Annotated in this window: 9 protein-coding genes and 1 pseudogene; all 10 read left to right on the top strand. The window is 40.5% G+C overall.

The window, feature by feature from the left end:
• Complete coding sequence (locus J1N10_RS14260) at positions 1-699, top strand: DUF6250 domain-containing protein (protein ID WP_262327397.1); 699 nt, start codon at positions 1-3, stop codon at positions 697-699.
• Between the two features lie 148 nt (positions 700-847).
• Positions 848-2,403, top strand: a pseudogene (locus tag J1N10_RS14265) (DUF4955 domain-containing protein).
• A gap of 3 nt (positions 2,404-2,406) precedes the next feature.
• Positions 2,407-3,021 (top strand): CBM96 family carbohydrate-binding protein, encoded by a 615-nt coding sequence (locus J1N10_RS14275; RefSeq protein WP_262327400.1) that lies wholly within the window; start codon positions 2,407-2,409, stop codon positions 3,019-3,021.
• Between the two features lie 285 nt (positions 3,022-3,306).
• On the top strand, positions 3,307-6,363 hold the full coding sequence (locus tag J1N10_RS14280) for a chondroitinase family polysaccharide lyase (protein ID WP_262327401.1): 3,057 nt from the start codon (positions 3,307-3,309) through the stop codon (positions 6,361-6,363).
• A gap of 141 nt (positions 6,364-6,504) precedes the next feature.
• Positions 6,505-6,927, top strand: coding sequence for a hypothetical protein (locus tag J1N10_RS14285; RefSeq protein ID WP_262327402.1), 423 nt, complete (start codon positions 6,505-6,507; stop codon positions 6,925-6,927).
• A 108-nt stretch (positions 6,928-7,035) separates the two neighbouring features.
• Complete coding sequence (locus J1N10_RS14290; protein WP_262327403.1) at positions 7,036-10,176, top strand: SusC/RagA family TonB-linked outer membrane protein; 3,141 nt, start codon at positions 7,036-7,038, stop codon at positions 10,174-10,176.
• Positions 10,177-10,200: 24 nt separating this feature from the next.
• Positions 10,201-11,826 carry a RagB/SusD family nutrient uptake outer membrane protein gene (locus J1N10_RS14295; protein WP_262327404.1) on the top strand — a complete coding sequence of 542 codons (1,626 nt, stop codon included), beginning with the start codon at positions 10,201-10,203 and terminating at the stop codon, positions 11,824-11,826.
• A 153-nt stretch (positions 11,827-11,979) separates the two neighbouring features.
• Positions 11,980-13,506: a sulfatase family protein gene (locus tag J1N10_RS14300; RefSeq protein ID WP_262327405.1), complete on the top strand. Its 1,527-nt coding sequence runs from the start codon at positions 11,980-11,982 to the stop codon at positions 13,504-13,506.
• Positions 13,507-13,814: 308 nt separating this feature from the next.
• Entirely contained in the window at positions 13,815-15,443 is a 1,629-nt protein-coding gene (locus tag J1N10_RS14305) for a T9SS type A sorting domain-containing protein (RefSeq protein WP_262327406.1), read from the top strand.
• 234 nt (positions 15,444-15,677) lie between these two features.
• Complete coding sequence (locus tag J1N10_RS14310; RefSeq protein WP_262327407.1) at positions 15,678-18,842, top strand: chondroitinase family polysaccharide lyase; 3,165 nt, start codon at positions 15,678-15,680, stop codon at positions 18,840-18,842.
• Positions 18,843-18,984: the final 142 nt, after the last annotated feature.

An 18,984-nucleotide genomic window follows, 5' to 3' on the forward strand; every position in this document is an offset into this window, starting at 1 on the left:
ATGAAAAGTAAATATCTATGCCTTTTTAGCTATGCTATTTTGCTGCTTGGATTGTCGACTTGTCAGCCAACTGCCGAGAAGGTGCTGTATGATAGCAGTGTTCTTAGTGATAGTTCGCTGTGGGCTGTTGAGCAACAACCAGGAGGATATGTAAATATCAACGAAGAAGGTATCGAAGTGCTGGATTCCACTGGCTGTACCATATGGTTTAAACCCCAGTTACATGGTGCATTAAAAATAGTATACCAAATCACTGTGATTGATGGAGGAGGTCCGTATGACCGTGTGTCTGATATGAATGTTTTTTGGATGGCATCTGAACCGCTTCATAAAGGCGATTTATTCTACGATAATCACGGCCGGTCAGGACAGTTCAAGCAGTATCACGCCTTTGAACTGTATTATGTTGGCTGTGGTGGTCATGATAATACGCGCACGCGCTTCAGGCGGTATAATGGTATGGTTGAACGTCCTTTATTGCCTGAGCATGATTTGACATCGCAGGATGTGTTATTGACACCAAATTATACGTATAATGTGCAGTTGATTGCAGATAATGGACTTGTAAAATATATCCGCGATGGGGTATGCATTTTTGAATATGAAGATGAAACGCCTCTCACCCAGGGCTGGTTTGGGTTTAGAATTTATAAATCTCATCAAAAAATTTCTGCCTTAACAATTAGTCAGTTGAACTAATCGGTTATATGGTTGTATATGTTGGCCGGACTGATATTTTTCAGTCCGGTTTTTTTGTAGCTATACAAAATGTGAACGTTTCCTGTACGATTGTAACCTGTTGATACGTATTTCGAACCTTACATTTATGGCAAAAATTATACACGTAATGCGAACAAAACTTTTAACGGGTGCACTATTTGTTGTACTCTGCTGTATAAACGCCCAGGAGAGCCAAATATGGCAAGCGTTTGTGGATGCCAAAGAAAATGGGAAAGAATTACCATTGCCTGATTTCTCGTATGCTGGCTACCAGTGTGGTGAAAAAGCCATTCCGGATATTGAGGCCAAGGTTTTCAATGTAACTGATTTTGGAGCCGTACCAAATGATAAGCTGTCGGATAAAGAAGCGATACGTAAAGCAATTAATGCGGCGGTGAAAAATGGCTCCGGGGTGATTTATTTTCCGGCTGGTCGTTTCCTCGTCAATGAAAAAACAGATGATGATAAACCCATCATTATAAAGGGGAAAAACATTGTGTTTAGAGGAGCCGGTCCAAACGAAGGAGAAACAGAGTTGTATATGAGTGAGCATCTGCCGCCAAAAGATCCGGCTAAATTATGGACAACACCATACATGTTTCAGTTTATTGGTGGCGGTAAAGAGGTCAAATTGACCGATGTTACCGGTAGTTGTTCAATGGGTGATTTTGCATTAAAAGTAAAATCCACTGCTGGTATTGAAGCAGGTAATTGGGTGGTTCTTCGTGTGAAAAACAATGCGCCTGATTTGATTGAATCTGAAATGTGTGGTTGTCAGGTGGATGATAAGTGGACTTCTATTTTAAACAAAGGTATCTATGTAAACGAGTACCACCAGGTTGAAAAAGTAAAGGGTAAAACCATCTTTTTTAAAGAACCAATATTACGCAAAGTCAATCATAAGCACAATTGGGAACTATTAAGCTATGCAAATTACGAAGAGGTGGGAGTTGAAAGCATCTGTTTCTCGGGCAACTGGCACGATAAATTTGTGCATCACAAAGATTGTTTGCATGATGGAGGTTATTCGCTGCTTAAGTTTCAGCGTTTAGCTAATAGTTGGGTACAAAATTGCCGTTTTCATAATGTTAACAGGGCGGTTAATGTGGTGCTTTCGGCAAATGTGTCGGTGCTTAACTGCACGGTTACAGGAACACCGGGCCATAGTTCAATCAGTTCCAATGCTTCATCACGTGTTTTAATCGGAAAGATTAACGATTCATCATCACAATGGCATGCGCCAGGCGTAACAAGTGCTACAATCGGAACCGTTTTGTGGCGCGTAAAATACAATGAGGATACCAGCTTTGAAACCCATGCTTCACAGCCTCGTGCTACCTTATTCGATTGTGTTGAAGGCGGCTTTTTCCTGGGGCGTGGAGGTGGTGCCCGTCATAATTTACCAAACCATATGGAATACCTTGTGCTGTGGAATTTAAAGAGTTAGATGAAGCTGAAACAAATTTTGAGTTCTGGTCGTCAAAAACCTGGTTCTGGAAGATAATACCACCAGTTGTCATCGGTTTTCATGGGGCTGGTACTACGTTTGATGAGTCGCAGGTAAAGGTGCTTGAGTCGCTTGGAAAACCTGTAGAACCAGAATCATTATACGAAGCACAACTGCAGTTGCGATTAGGTTATTTGCCAAAATGGATTGAAGAGTTAAAACAGCTAATTAATTAAGTTATGAATTGGAAAGTACTAGTAGTGAGTTTAATGATGGCGATTGGTGTAAATGCATTGTATGCCAAAGGGCCCAAAAAAGTCTATGTTATTCAGGATGCGTTTGTACAAGGTGGTGATAATGCCGACGAGCGCATGGGCGTGAATAAGAATGGTGAATTGCGCATTATGAAATCAGATGGTGATGATAAGTATTCCCGTACCTCGTACCTCTTATTTAACCTAAAAAAAGTAGAGGATTTCTCAAGTGCCAGGTTGCATATGTGCATGAAAGTATACGAAAGTAAGGATGATGCGAACGCTGAATTTGAATTGCAGGTGTATTGTGGCGATGGCACAAAATGGAGTGAGTCAACCATAACGTATTCAAACAAACCAGGTATCGATCAGTTGCTGGCTACACAAACTTACAAACCTAGTGAGAAGAATGTGTGGGTGAGTGCCGATATCGATGTGGAGAAATTAAAGAAGGCCATTAAAGCAAGTAAAAATGGTAAAGTCACATTGGTTTTGTACAACAAAAACTTTAACCGCACCAGTGCCATTGTGCTGTCGAAGGAGCGTGCCTGGAGTAACGGTAATCTGGCAAAACGAGAAGTGTATCTTGAGCTAAAGTAAGAAACTGAAAATATGTTATAAAAAAGGTTGCTAAGTATTATTAGCAACCTTTTTTACATTTGTAGCCAGGGGTAAAATAAACCAATGAGATTGTAGTGGGGTGAATAAATGTGACCAAAGCTGTGGACGTTTATGGCATCACTCTGGTAATAATCAGGCATACTTTTATTGCAAATTATATTCAAGTGAAACGACCAAACAAAAACAATTAAAGAAGTCGCACACGTGGCAGAGATTGAATTTGTTAGCGAGTTTTATCTGGCGATTTAAAAAAGAAGTAAGCAGATGAAAAGATTCAAGATGTTAAAAGGGATAGGCAGCCTTATAATTTGCACTTTTGTTGTCACTATGATGCCATTTAAATCAATGGCTCAGGAATTTGAACATAAGGATTTGTGGTCCTTCGAAACCATTAACAAGAAACAATGGCAATTGTCGGATGGACATAAGATCTCATCCAGCGAAAAGCACTACAAGCACCAAACTAAATCATTGCATTGGCAGTGGAAAAAACCAGGTGATATTGTATTAATGCAGCCAATCAACTTTAAGCCTTTCGATCCCAGGGGAGCCGATAAGTCCATTGCGTCTTTTGCCGTTTGGATTTATAACGAAACACCGGTTGACGATGTTGTTAAATTCTATTTCGGTACGGATAAGAAAGACAACTGTCACTTCTCATTCAACTTAAACTTTAAAGGGTGGCGAGCAGCCTGGGTATCCTTCGAGCGTGATATGGAAGGCGAACCGCAGGTAGGCATGAATCAGTTACGCATAGAAAATCCGCAGTCTGTTAAAAGTGGTAATCTGTATATCGATCATATGTTTCTATGTATCAATATTGATAGCCGCCATCATACGCCCGACAAGCAGGTGCCATTTGTGAATGCAGCCACTAAAAGTCATTGGTTAATCCAGGAAAAAACCAGTCATGAACAACCGGACATTCCAATGCCGGAAGAAGTAAGTAAGGAGCAACTAAAAGCTTTTGAGCAAATTGCTGAGCGTTTTACTGACGACATTCTTAAAAAACAAAAAGTAAGCACAACTACTGTTGATAAGCTCGAAGCACAGGTGGCGAAATATAACATTGTTCGAAAAAGGAATGCCATCAGCGGTAAGCCAGTTTGGTTTGCCCGTAATGCCGAATTATATATTCCATTGGCCGATCATAGTATTGCAAAACTATACCGCAATAATAAACAGGATTTAAGAAGCTATTTCGATTTGATGTTTAAAATTGGTGTCGCTTATGTCAATAGCGATGTTGTTGAACATCAGTACCGATTGCGTGAGATGTATATGAATATGTACGAGCACATGGTGGATCAGGGAGTAGCTTATGGCAGTGGCTTAGGTACTATACACCACTACGGTTATAACTGGCGTAACTATTACCGTGCTCTTTTTATTATGCGCGATGTGCTGGCCGAAGAGGGCAAGTTGGAAGAAGTAACGGCTGGTTTACAATGGTATGCTGCTTTAGGCGAAGTGTTTACAAAGCCTGAAGTAAAGGGCATGGATATGGATGCTTTTAATACTCAGGTGATGGGACGCTTGGCCAGTATTTTAATTATGGAGGATACGCCACAAAAGGTTCAGTACCTGCAGTGTTTCTCACGTTGGATTGATAATGGCTTATTACCGGCACCTGGCTTAAACGATGCCTTTAAGATTGACGGTTCTGCTTATCACCATGCCAACCATTATCCTGCGTATGCAACGGGAGGCATGAATGGTGCTGTTAGGATGGTTTATTTTATGAGTGGTACATCGTTTAAGGTGTCAACTGAGGCTCATGAAAATCTGAAGAAAGCTCTGATGACAATGCGTTTCTATTGTAACTTAACCCATTGGCCGCTGGCGATGTCGGGTCGTCATCCTGAAGGCAAAGGGAAATTGCACACGGAGCATTTTGCCATTTTAGCAAAAGCCGGCCAGCCCGATGGTTCTTCTATCATCGACCAAGAGTTAGCCACTGCCTACATGCGATTGGTTGCAGGTAAGAAAAAAGATAAATACAAATCGTTGTTCGAAGGTTATGACTTAACAGCTGAACCCACACCTCAAGGGCACATTGTAATGCCATACGCTTCATCGTCTATTCATCGTCGCGGAGAATGGGCGGCTTCTGTTCGCGGTCATTCGCGTTATTTGTGGGCTGCCGAGCACTACTTGGGTGCTAATCTTTATGGACGTTACCTGGCTCACGGACAGTTACAAATTATGGGTAAAGGGCAGCCGGTCAATATTAAAGCGAGTGGTTTTGTGCAGCAAGGCTGGGACTGGAATCGGATGCCGGGTACAACTACCATTAATGTACCGCTTGATGATTTGAGAGCCGTTATCCTGAATGTAGATCAATATTCGGGCTATGAAGAAATGTTGTTTTCTGATGAAGCTTTTGCAGGTGGTGTGCATGCCGACGGTAAGAATGGGGTATATGCTTTTATCTTACACGAGCACGATAAATACCAAGGAAGCCTGAGAGCTCGTAAATCCTGGTTCTTCTTCGATAACCATATTGTATGCCTGGGCTCGGGTATCGAAAATACGAATAACGAACGCATGACTGAAACCACACTTTTTCAAAATCATCTGGCAAAAAATGATTTGGATGTGTTGGTTGATGGTAAGAGCATTCAAACAGAACTACATGAACTAACGGGAGACAATACCTGGCTGAGGGACAACAAAGGAAATGCATATTATTTACCTGAAGGAAAAGTATTGATGACGCAGGGTATTCAGCATTCGCGCGATGAGAGTTCAGAAAAACCTACACAAGGAGTCTTTGCAACCGCTGTTTTACAACATGGAAATGCTCCCAAAAACCAAAGCTACCACTACTGCGTGTTGCCATGCGTAGATGATGCAAAGCTAAAAAAACCAGATTACAACGTACTACAACAAGACAATGATGCTCACATTGTTAATAACATAACTAGCAATGAAATGGCGTATGTCTTTTTTAATAAGGCGGATAACAACACAATTGGTCTTGTCAAATCGACCAGCTTGCCATGCCTGGCTATCGTTAAACAAGATGCACAATCGCTTATTATTGATGTGGCAAATCCAGACTTAGCTCTATACAAAGGACCGGCAGATGAAATTTACAAAGGTGGCAAGCGTGTTGAGCGAAGCATTTATTCGCGACCATGGCGTCCGGACGAAAGTAAAGAAACCATACTTGAAGTGACAATTAAGGGCCGCTGGAGTTCAGATGATATATCTGTAGAAATATCCTATACCGAGGAAGGAGATACAAAAGTACACTTCCGCTGTAAAGATGGCATAAGTCAGCGAATCGTGCTGCAAGTGTCAGAACAACAGGTGTAAATAGAGGGTTGTAGTGAAGGGTTCATATAAAAATACGGACAAATTAAACCCTTTTTGCGAATGATTTTACACACGAAAGCGTATTGTTGAAAATAGTTTTGCATTGTAAAAAATTGTAAACAGCATCTTAAATCAAAGGATATGAAAAAAGCAAGTTTAAGTATAATCGTAGTGCTGATGTGTTTTTTGGCAGCATGCACCGAGGATACTTTTGAAGAGACAAAGATGAATCAGCAGCCGCCAAGTAATTTGAGCTACTCGCAGTTGATTAATGCTTACCTGGGTGAAGGCTTTAAGAGTGGTCAGCCATCAGTGCAAACCAACGGTCAGGAGCCAACTTTTATACTGACAGGAGGACGAAGCAGTACGAACGAGATGGATGAAGCCATGCTAAGTCTTTTTGAAGTGGTAGACTCAACTGGTATTGTTAAGCTTGAGGAAGGTAACATGTTGGGACTGGATGCTTATCAGCTTGATATTAGTGTTGAAACCATTTATGGTAAAACAGACTTTCCGGCTGGTTTCACATTTGAAATAACTGAAGAGCCTGTTGAAGCAGAATAATCTGGCAAAAACTGGCTGAATAATAATCAAGAAAATTTGTTTGACAATTCATAGTAAGTTATCAGCTGCTTTGCGCTTGCTGAAAAGTACTTAACTAAATATAAGGAAATGAAAAAAATAATCCCAATAATATCATTATTACTCTTGTTTGCACAGGCGGCGTTTGCACAAAAGGCAGTGTCCGGTACCGTGGTTGACGAGAATGGTAGTGCCATACCCGGCGTAAATGTATTAATCAAAGGTACAATGGCCGGAACTATTACCGACGTTTCAGGAAATTATAACCTCGAAGTAAAGGATAATAACGCGATCCTAATTTTTTCTTTCATCGGGTATCAAACCAAAGAAGAGGAAGTCGGTAAACGAAGCGATATTGACATTATGATGATGCCCGAGACGGAACTAATTGATGAGGTGGTAGCTGTTGGTTATAACACTGTTCGTAAAAAAGATGTGACCGGTGCCGTGGCACAGGTGAAAGCCAGCGACCTTGTTAAGAGCCCGGTAACTAATTATGATCAGGCACTAGCTGGTCGTGTTGCCGGTGTGCAGGTATCTTCGGCGGATGGTACACCAGGAGAAGGTTTAAACATCGTTATTCGTGGTGGTAACTCTATTACTGGCGATAACTCACCATTATATGTGGTGGATGGCATTCCAATGGAAGATTTCGATCCGGCCAGTATCAGTTCACATGACATTAAAGATTTCGATGTTTTGAAGGATGCATCAGCGTCAGCAATCTATGGTTCACGCGGAGCTAATGGTGTTATCTTAATCACCACTAAAAATGGTAAGGAAGATGGAACAACAGAAATATCTCTTAATTCATCAATGGCACTTCAATGGATTCCGGGTCGTTTAAAAGTAATGTCACCCTACGACTATGTGAAATACATTGAAGAAGTGATGGTGCCACAGGGTGGCTCTTACGAAGAAAGTTTTAATACCCATTGGCAGGATCCGGAATTATATACCGATGAGGCTTTGGCGTCAAGAGGTGAATCGCCAGTGAGCTGGCAGGATGAAATTATGAATCAGGCCTGGATGCAGAACCATAACCTGGCAATCCGAAGTGGTAATAAAACAACCAACTTTTCGTATTCAATTGATTTTGTCGACCAGGATGGTACCCTCTTAAACACTGGTTTCAATAAAATTAATAACAACCTGAAGTTTAATCACCGAATTAATCGCAAAGCACAAATGGGTGGTTTTGTTAACTATTCCTATGTTAAACGAACAGGTTTAAATATTTCGGGTAATAACCGGAACAGTATCATTCGCGATGCGATTACCTTCCGTCCGGTAAGTCCTATTGTTGATGATGGTCGAGAAGGTGGCTTGGATTTAGATGACCCCAATGATTTACGCTTTAATCCGGTGAAAACACTTGAAAATACGGATCGCTATACCCGTCAGGATGTGGTTCGTGGGAATCTATATTTAAACTATGATATTATTAAGGGATTACGTCTTCGTTTAAGTGGTAATTATCAGATTGATAATCGTAAAGAATCATTGTTTTATAAAAAAGATACCTATCAGGGAACAAGAAGTCCGGATGGGATCAATGGAACTTTAACAGACAGACGCAATCAAACCCTGTCGACTTCCAATACCTTAACCTATAAGCGTACTTTTAATACAGAGCATAAACTGACTGCTCTTGGAGGTTTTGAAGCACAGAAACGCGATTCGGAATACTTTAGGGCAAGAAACAAGTTAATGCCTTTGGATGATTTTGGTACTGATAAGATACAAGTTGGTACACAACCAGATATTCCTGAGTCGTATGCCGGTGGCAATACATTAATCTCCTATTTCGGAAGTGTTAACTATGGTTTTCGTGAAAAGTATTTATTGACAGTTAATTACCGTGCAGATGCATCTTCAAAGTTTAATAAGGATAACCGATGGGGGTATTTCCCTTCAGCGGCTGTAGCCTGGCGTTTAATTGAAGAAGGTTTTATAAACGATTTGAATGTGTTCTCAAACCTGAAAATGCGTGCTGGCTGGGGTGTGACAGGAAATAATCGCATTGGTGACTTTGACGGATACTCGCGCCTTAACCTGGATGAATACAGTGGGTATACCTGGAATGATACTTACAGTCCGGGCATTTATCACGAAAATTTAGCGGCTCAGGATTTACGTTGGGAAACAACCACACAAGTCAACCTGGGTATTGATATGGGTTTTATTAATAACCGTATTAACACCACAGTTGACTATTATAAGAAGAATACTACTGATTTATTGTTAGATGCAGATATGGCGCCGAGCACGGGTTATCCAACTGTAGTGCAAAATGTTGGTGAGGTGCAGAATGAAGGTGTTGAATTTTCGATTAATACAGTTAACATCAATAAACGTGACTTTAAGTGGTCATCGGCTTTTAACATCTCCTTTAATAAAAACCGGACAGTTGCGTTAAATTCAGGCCAGGATGCTTTGTACACTAATCCAAACTGGTATTTCCGATTCAGTGAATATCAATACATAACCAAAATTGATGAGCCGGTAGGTATGTTCTACGGACTTCAGCGCGATGGTAACTACCAGATGAGCGACTTCAACTACGATGCGGCCAGTAACGAATATGTGTTAAAAGAAGGTATCCCCGATAATGGCCGTAATGTGGCGCCTGGTAGTGTTAAGTTCATCGACCAAAATGGAGATGGCACTATCAATGAGTTGGACCGTGTAGTGATAGGTAACCCGCATCCAAAGCATTTTGGTGGTTTTACTAACGATTTTCAGTTCAAAAATTTTGATCTGCAAGTGTTTTTGCAATGGAGCTATGGCAACGAAATATTAAATGCCAACCGTGTAATGTTTGAAAGTCCTGGTCTCTTGGGTAATGATTACAATGCTTTAGCACCGGCTGCTGACCGTTGGACCCCTGAGAATCCGTCAAATGGAGTGCATGCGTTCTTATTTAACGGTGTACATGGAGTGCCGCAGGATGGTAACCTGGTTTCCGATTACATTGTGGAAGATGGCTCTTACATACGATTAAAAACAATTTCATTTGGTTATTCATTCGGTCCTAAAATGCTAAGTAAGTTACGTCTTAAAAAGTGTCGTATTTATGTAGCGGGTCAGAACCTGCTTACCTGGACGAACTATTCAGGTTATGATCCGGAAGTGTCGGTAGGTCGTTATGGTGCTTTAACACCAGGATTGGATTATTCGGCTTATCCAATTAGTGCAACCATTAGTGGAGGTATTGAGTTGAAATTCTAGTGTTTAAGGATGACAAAAACAAAAATGATGAAGACAATAAATAAAAATATATTTTTCAGTTTACTGTTTGTGGCTGTTTTAATAGGCGGAACGTCTTGCGAAGATTATCTGACCGTAGAACCTAAGTCAAGCTGGCTAACAGAAAGCTTTTATGAAAGCGAAAGCGATGTGAAACTTGGTTTAGCAGGTATGTACAGTTATCTGGCATTGGATGAAACTTATGGTCAGATACTGTCTTGTAAATTTGAAGGTGGTACTGATGAGTTGTTATATAATCGCAACAACACTAAATGGTCGCAGGCTTTGTATGAACACACAGCAGCTACCATAGATATTAAAAGTGCATGGTTACACCTGTATCAGGGTATTGATGCTGCCAATGTATTTATTGAAAAGGTGTCGAATACCACTTCAATTGAAGAGGAAAACAAAAAACAATATTTGGGCGAAGCTCATTTTTTAAGAGCTTTATTTTACCTCGATTTAGTACGTTGGTGGGGCCCGGTTCCTTTACGCACAAAGCCAACCATTAGTGTTGAAGACAATAACCTGGCAGCCTCTTCGCGGGAGGAGGTATATGCTCAAATTATCAGTGATCTGGAGTTTGCTGCCAGTAATCTTCAACATGCTGAGGATATGGACGAAAAAGGTCATGCTACAAAAATGGCAGCCCATGGTATTCTGGCGCGTACATACCTCACAATGGCTGGTTACCCAATGTATCAAACAGATAAATACACGAAAGTAATTGAGCACTGTAACGTCATTATTGAAGATGGCTGGCATACCTTGAATGATTCTTATAAAACTGTTTTTTTGAATTACATTCAGAATAAATACGATCCCAAAGAGTCTATTTTTGAATTAGAGTTCTCCAATCTGCGTGATCAGGGTATCCGTGAGGATGGTCGTATCGGTCAGATTAATGGAGTACAATTTTATTACTGGCCTACCAAAACAGAGCCCTTCGCTTATGGAATGTTGCAGACTGGTGTAAAACTTTTGGAAAGCTATGCGGATGAGGATGAGCGTAAAAGCTGGAATGTTGCCAACTTTATTTGTAACAGTAAAGGGAAAATATCTGAAATTTCAAAAGACCTGTCTTATTGGCCGGGTAAATTTCGTCGCTGGGAACCTTTGACTTTTGGCAATATTACTGACGGAACCGGAACCTATACCCTGTTGGAAGATGCCTCTACACCTGATAAGAATTTCACAGGAATAAACTTCCCATACTTACGCTATGCCGATGTTTTGCTGATGAGGGCAGAGGCCGAGAATGAGGTAAACGGCCCTGTTGGTGCTGCACCTTTCTTAAACGAGGTACGTAACCGGGCGAAATTAGGCGATATTGACATGGCTCTGGTTCCCGACAAAGCATCTTTCCTGAAGGAAATACAAGACGAGAGGGCGCGTGAGTTATGTTACGAAGGTTTGCGTAAACAGGATTTAATACGTTGGAATATTCTTAAAGAGACATTGGATACGCAAAATGAAATGATTCTAAGTGCCAACGATGCCACAAAAAAGAAGAATATTTTTAAACGTGCCGCACTAAACTTTGAAGTGGAAAAACACATGATTCTTCCATATCCTTTGCAGGAGGTAACAATGAATAACAAATTGGAACAACATGCCGAATGGCAATAGTGTGTATTGATGATTCAATTTTGATTTTTAAAGGCTCCTTGTTAAGGGGCCTTTTTTGTGCGGTATATTTTGCACCAAGTGCGGACGAATGTGTACCTCAAATAGTGCCTTTTTTGTCAATTTTGAGGTGTTAATCATTAATAAATTTCAGCAATGAAGAATAGTTTAATTATACAATGGAGTTTATTGCTACTGGGCGCTCTGGTGCTCTTAAGTTGTCAGAAAAATGAACCCCCAAAACCAAATGTATTACTAATTGTTACCGATGATCAGGGCTATGGAGATTTTTCCGCTTATGGAGGTGCTTTGGATGCCAAAACGCCACACCTTGACGCTTTGGCTGCATCCGGCGTTCGTTTTACCAATGCCTATGCTACCATGTCTATTTGCAGCCCATCGCGCATGGCCATTATGACCGGCCGCCAGCAGCAACGTTGGGGTGTTTATAACTATGGGGCAATGCTACCTCAATCGGAAGTGACTTTGGCAGAGCAGTTACAAGCGCATGGTTACAAGACAGGTAAAGTTGGCAAATCGCACTATGGGAGTTACAATGGCCCTGGAGTGCCTGAGTATCCAACGCAGCATGGCTTCGATTATTTCTTTGGTAAAGAGGGCGGGACAATGGATTATCTGCGTCATTCTGCAGCCCATAGAGAAGGGTTTACCAAAAAGATGGCGAATCACCTGGGTATTGGTCCCTTCTGGGAAAACGATAAACAAGTGGATATGGAAGGGTATTCAACTGATATTATTTTGGATAAGGCCATCAACTACATTGATGAGAATAAGAAGAATCCCTTCTTTTTGATGGTGTCCTTTAATGCTGTACATCTGTTTACGCACCAGATACTAAAAGCTGATTTGGAGGCAATGGGCATTGAAGAAGTTCCAGATTGGGATCCGACAACCGGTGATTGGGATGAATACCTGGAGTGGTATGTCAATACTGTTAAACCCAATACTCCGCAGGGACGCCAGCGCTATTTGTATCACCTAAATAAGTTGGATATGGCCATTGGTAAGCTAATGGCTAAATTGTCAAACGAAGGTATAGATGATAATACCATTGTGGTATTTATTTCGGACAATGGCGGATCGCCTCGTACCTATGCCGATAATGCCCCGTTAAAGGGCAATAAGTATATTTTGGAAGAAGGAGGTATTCGTGTGCCGCTTATTATGTGTGGTAAAGGTTGCTTCCCGCAAAATATGGTGTATGAAAAAACGGTTAGTGGAATGGACATCTTTCCAACATTGCATGCGGCATTGGACATCCCTTTGCCTTCTGCAACCATCGATGGAGTCAACCTTTTGCCCTATTTGTCCGACGAAAATCAGGCAATACCACACGAGTGGCTGTTCTGGACAGGTTTTCACCTGACAGATCAACCGCGTATCTATGATGAGCCCAATAGTGCTCTGGAGCGTCATGATAAAACATATAATGGCGACGATACGGGTTGGGCCGTGCGTTATCAAAATTGGAAACTGCGTTATTATGGTCGCACTGATAACTATGGTTTATATGATTTAGATACAGATGTTGGTGAGGCGAATAATCTGGCAGCAAGTAAACCAGAACTTGTGCAATTGATGAAAGAGCGATTCTTTGAATGGGATCAAACCATCCGGCAGGATCATGAAAATTATTCATTACCCGAATCGAGCGAATTTTAGAAGCGAAAATAACTTTTCTCTGTTGAATTTGGGAGCTAATACCCAAAGACAATTTTGAGATATAATGAGTGAAACGAAATAAAGCACATCTACAAGCTAACTAGTATCATTAGACCTCATAGGGGGCAAGGTGCAAGGGTAATATATTCTTTGCGCCTTTTTAATATCTGTATATCAGTAGAATGCATAAATAATAGGGAGCTTTGAAGTGTACGATTTCATCCGTAATCTGGACAATCCTGACCGTCAGCAGCTATTCATCAGGCTATTTTTGGTAGCAAATTATTTCACTTTTAAATCAGTTAATTATGAAGAAAAGTTTACTATTTATTATGGCGATTACCTTTTTGGGAGCTAGTATATCTGCTCAAACAGTAATACGCTATGTAAAGCCAAGTACGCAATCAGCAGCCTGGGATCATATTGGTGACGCAACATTAGTTCATACAAGCATAGGAAGCGCCCAAAATGCTACACCGGCACCTGATGAAATTTGGGTAGCTGCAGGTACGTATTCCGTTACTTCATATATCAATATGAAAGATGGAATTAACTTATTTGGTGGATTCCTAGGGACAGAAAATGCAAAGAATGAACGTGCAACCAGCGATTTAGATTTAAATGGACATACTGAGGCCTGGGAATATACCAATGCGACAATCATTAGTGGCGATGGAACGCACCGTATTTTACGAACCAATGGTTCATATACAGCCGGTTGTACCTGGGAAGGATTAACAGTAACTGGAGGTGGTGGTTCAGGAAGTGGTGTTGGTGCCTATCTGCTTTCTAATACAGGTTTGAAAAACTGCATTATCAAAGAAAACCATGGTAGTGGGGCAACAGGTTCTGTTTATGCCGGAGCTATCCAAAACAAAGGAGGACTGGTTGAGTCATGCTTAATTGAAAATAACTCGATTACTTCTGATGACGCAAGCACACCGGCTATTTATGGTGTTGGCATTGCCTGTTCAGATGGCGCTGTTATGCGTAATAGTGTTATCAGAAATAATAAAGGTATTGCCGGAAGTGCAAGCTTTAATGGTAATTACAATAATATGCGTGGAGGTGGTGTTTATTTGAACAAAACCGGAGAAGCTATTAACTGTGTTATCTACAACAACGAAACAGGTAATGGTGCAGGTGTTTACATTAATAATCAGGCACCTAATAATGCTAATAAATTAATTGGTTGTACTGTTGTTAATAATAAAGCTCTTAATGTAGCAGGTGGTTTATATGCTTATGAATGTGGTGATATCTATAACAATGTTATTTGGAATAATATTGATAATACAACACCGGGTGATGCGAGTAGCTCTTGCAATGTAAACATTAACAAGAGGGATACAGAAACATCAATAGTGAAGTATAATTATAATGCAGTTAATGGTAATGTGCTAGGGAGTGCCAATAACACCATTTCAACCCCAACCATATTCACCATTGCAGATGCGAATAATGGAACACCTAATCCAGTGAAGTTTATTTTGCCAACAAGCTTTCAGGGAGTATCAACATCCGCTGCTCAGCAAACTGAAATTGAAAAGGCAAATTGGGATTTGGCTGATGGTTCATACTGTATCAATCGTGGTGATAAAACCTTAACAACTGAAACAACCGATATAATGGGTGCTGCTCGTGTACAACAAAACATTATTGACTTGGGTGCCTATGAAACGATTTATCTAGCCACCTCACTCATTAAGGATAAAGAAGTTGCCCAACTGGTATATCCTAATCCAGCAACAAACTATATTAACCTGGCAACAGAGGTAAAGGCTGTTCAGGTGTATAATGTGGGAGGTAGTCTGGTTAAGCAATTAGAAAATACAAACAATACGATAGAAATTTCAGATTTATCGAGTGGAATCTATATTCTGAAATTATCGATGGAAGGAGGTAGTACCTTAACTACTAAATTAATTAAACGATAATTGAAGCAAAAGAGCCTGCCTTTATTCAGGCTTTTTTCTCTTTGAAACTGTTTGAATTTTGTTTTTGAGCTTTATAATTCGAAGAATAGAGTTCTCAGATAAGGTAAAACTACATAGAATAGCATCGCTATTTAAAATAATTTTACAGAAATATGAGGACTTAAGTCACCGTAAATAAGCCGAAGGATAAAACTTAAACAGTTTCTATAAAAGAATAGTAAAAAAACGACGTACATGAAAACGCTTGTATTAAGTTGTCTTATTATAATGACCTGTAGCTTACAGGCGCAAGACTATTTGGGGCTAGAAACGAAGGTGCCTGATAATTGGTCTGTATCAAATGGGAGTTTATCCATATCTGCCTATAAATACAAATTGGGTTCACAATCGGTCAAATGGCAATGGCAGTCGGGTAGCATTATCAATATTGACAACCCAAGTGGCATGGCGCAAGCCTGCGAAACCTATAAAGGGGGCATGATGCTGTGGATATATAATACAGTGGCTCAAAATAACGATTTAACATTTCAGTACCTCGACAACAGTAATACCATTCAATACACTTTTACATACAACCTAAACTTTACAGGTTGGCGGGCATGTTGGATTCGGTTCGATGAAGATATGAATGGGCCTAAAAACAATAAGAATATTACGGTGATGAAGATGTTGGCACCGAATATAGCAGCTGGTGGTACCTTATTCTTCGATCGATTGATGTTTCCTTCTAAGCGGGTGCACGATCGTGTTACCCCCGATGCTCAGTTACCTTATATTAACCCAGACATGAATAGCAACCATTGGGCCGCACTCTGGCACTGGTATGCTACTTATACTTATGAAGAAACATTACCGGCTTCTGTGAGTGCAGCTGCGGCAGCACAACTGGCAACAGTTCGTAACAATATCATCAATGCCATAAAGGGAAGTGCGCCATCAACATCGCGCATAAATACTATTCGAAATAGCTATGCCGACCTAAATATTCAGCGCACAGCCAATGGTATTATTGGCAATGCCTTTGTGTCGGCCGATGAACAGCTTGCTGCCAATAACGATATAGAATTAAGCGATATTGATGGTTTTATTTACGACATGGCAAAAGCGTGGTACCACAAGCAGGAAGCTGGTTTTGATCAGATGTTTATTGATTTGCTCGACTGGTTATACGATCAGGGATTAGCAGTTGGAAGTGGCATGGGTACCAATCACCATTACGGCTATCAATTCAGGAATTTTTCAAAAGCTATCTTTTTAATGAAGGATGTATTAAAAGCTGAAGGAAAGTTGCAGGATGCCATTGATATGCTTCAGTATTGGTGTGGTGTGCAGGAAATGCGCCAACTACCAAAAGTCGAAAACTTTCAGGGTATTGTCGATAATTACAATACGAAGTTACCGGGACGATTAATGGCTGTTTTATTACCCGATGATTCGCCCGAAGTATTGCGCGATATGCGTTCATTCAATAGTTATCTATCCTCCATTTTAATGCCGAGTGTGGGAACCATGGGAGGGCTAAAGCCCGATGGCGCTACCTTTCACCACGGGATGCATTATACTGGTTATATCAATGGTGGTTTCTCAGGTTTAGGTGATGTGCTGAATTATTTAAATCAATCAACATTTACCCCTTCTGTCGAAGCTTTAAATTATCTTAAGCAATCAATGCTTATAAATGTTTGGACAGCTAATGAGCGTTCGTATGTCAGTGCTATTTCTGGTCGTCATCCATTAAATGCGAGCCTTAGTAATGGAGCAGTAAATGCATTAGGCTATCTGGCCAAAACATTTGAGCCCCTTGATGAGGAATTGGCTTCTCAATACATGCGCCTATCATCATCGGGCGAAACCATGTATAAAGAGTTTCTGCTTATGGGCATTCAGCCTGCCGCTCCACCGGTTGGAAACAAAACGGTTAATTACGCGGCATTGAATTTACATCGCCGCGATAACTGGCTGGTGGCATCAAAAGGTTTTAACAAGGTTGTTACAGGTACTGAAATCTATACCTCCAATAATAGGTACGGTCGTTATCAAAGCTATGGAGCTATTCAAATTTTAGCTTCTGGCACTCCGGTATCGGCAGCATCCAGTGGATTTGAATTAGAGGGCTGGGACTGGAATCGTTTTCCGGGGACAACGACCATTCATCTGCCATTCGATTTATTAAATTATGGTGGAGCTAATATTAACGAGCGATCCAAGAGTGAGGCTTTTGCTGGTTCCTGCTCTTTAAATGGGAATGGACTGTGGGCTATGAAGCTAAATGAAAATGATTATGCCAATTATACCAGCGATTTTACGGCTAATAAATCCGTTTTTGCTTTTGACAATCGAATTATCTGCCTTGGAAGTAATATCAGCAATTCCAATTCGACGTATCCGACCGAAACAACCCTGTTTCAAACGGCACTATCATCACTTTCAGAATCAATTCAGATAAATGATGAGCAAATCAGTCAATTTCCTGCTGAACGGAATGTCAATATTACAAAAGCTAGTTTTTTGCACGATACCAAAGGAAATGTGTACTACCTACCAACAGGCAATCTTTATATGCATAAGAAGAATCAGGAATCGCGAAATAATAAAAACAAAAGTGTTAATAATGGTGATTTTGCAACGGGCTGGTTAAGTCATGGAAGTGCACCGGAAAATGCCGAATATGAATATGCGATTTTGGTTCAGAGTTCAAAGGCAGAGGCGAATGAGTTTAAGGCACAAATGGCCTCTGAAGCGCCAGCATATATTGTTCTGCAGAAAAACAATATTGCACACATTGTCGAAGATGTGGCAAGTAATATGCGGGGGTATGTTGTTTTCACGGCAAATACATTGTTGAATGATGATTATATTAAGAAAGTAGCCTATCCTTGCTTAGTAATGATTCATAAAGAAAGCGATGCACAATTAAACCTTTCATTTTCCGACCCAGCCATTAATATCAGTGATTTTAGCGGATTGACGACTGATGAGGAAGCACGACCAAGAGGCATTCGGCTGACTTTGAAAGGAAGATATGCTATTGAGGAATCGTCATCTGAGAATTGCAAGGTAGTCAGCACTGCAGCCGATGAAACTGTTCTGGAGTTTACATGTATTCATGGTTTAGTTCAAACAGTTAAGTTGACAAAATTCACCGCCAATGGTGGTGACCTACACTCCAGGGAAGAGGATATAAAATTATACCCAAATCCTGTTAGCGATAAGTTGTTTATCGATGTTAAAGAACCTCTTGACTCCATATTTATTTATAATCAAATGGCTCAGCTGGTAATGAAAAAATGTGGACCAGTGAATGCCATTGATGTTTCATCACTAAGTAAAGGCATCTATTTTTTGCACTTAAACCTTCTGGGTAACAAAGAGCGTATTGTGAAATTTGTTAAGAGATAATAATGTTAGAATAGTAGCTTGGCTGTTATTTAGTATTTGAAAGTCATCCTCGTCAAAAGTAATTTTGGCGAGGTTTTTTTTTAACCGAAATAATTGAGTAGTGGCCAAAAGATAAAGGAGAATTATTTTTTTATACAAACGT

Origin of the sequence: Carboxylicivirga litoralis (assembly GCF_025499605.1) — a bacterium.
Classification (GTDB): Bacteria; Bacteroidota; Bacteroidia; order Bacteroidales; family Marinilabiliaceae; genus Carboxylicivirga; species Carboxylicivirga litoralis.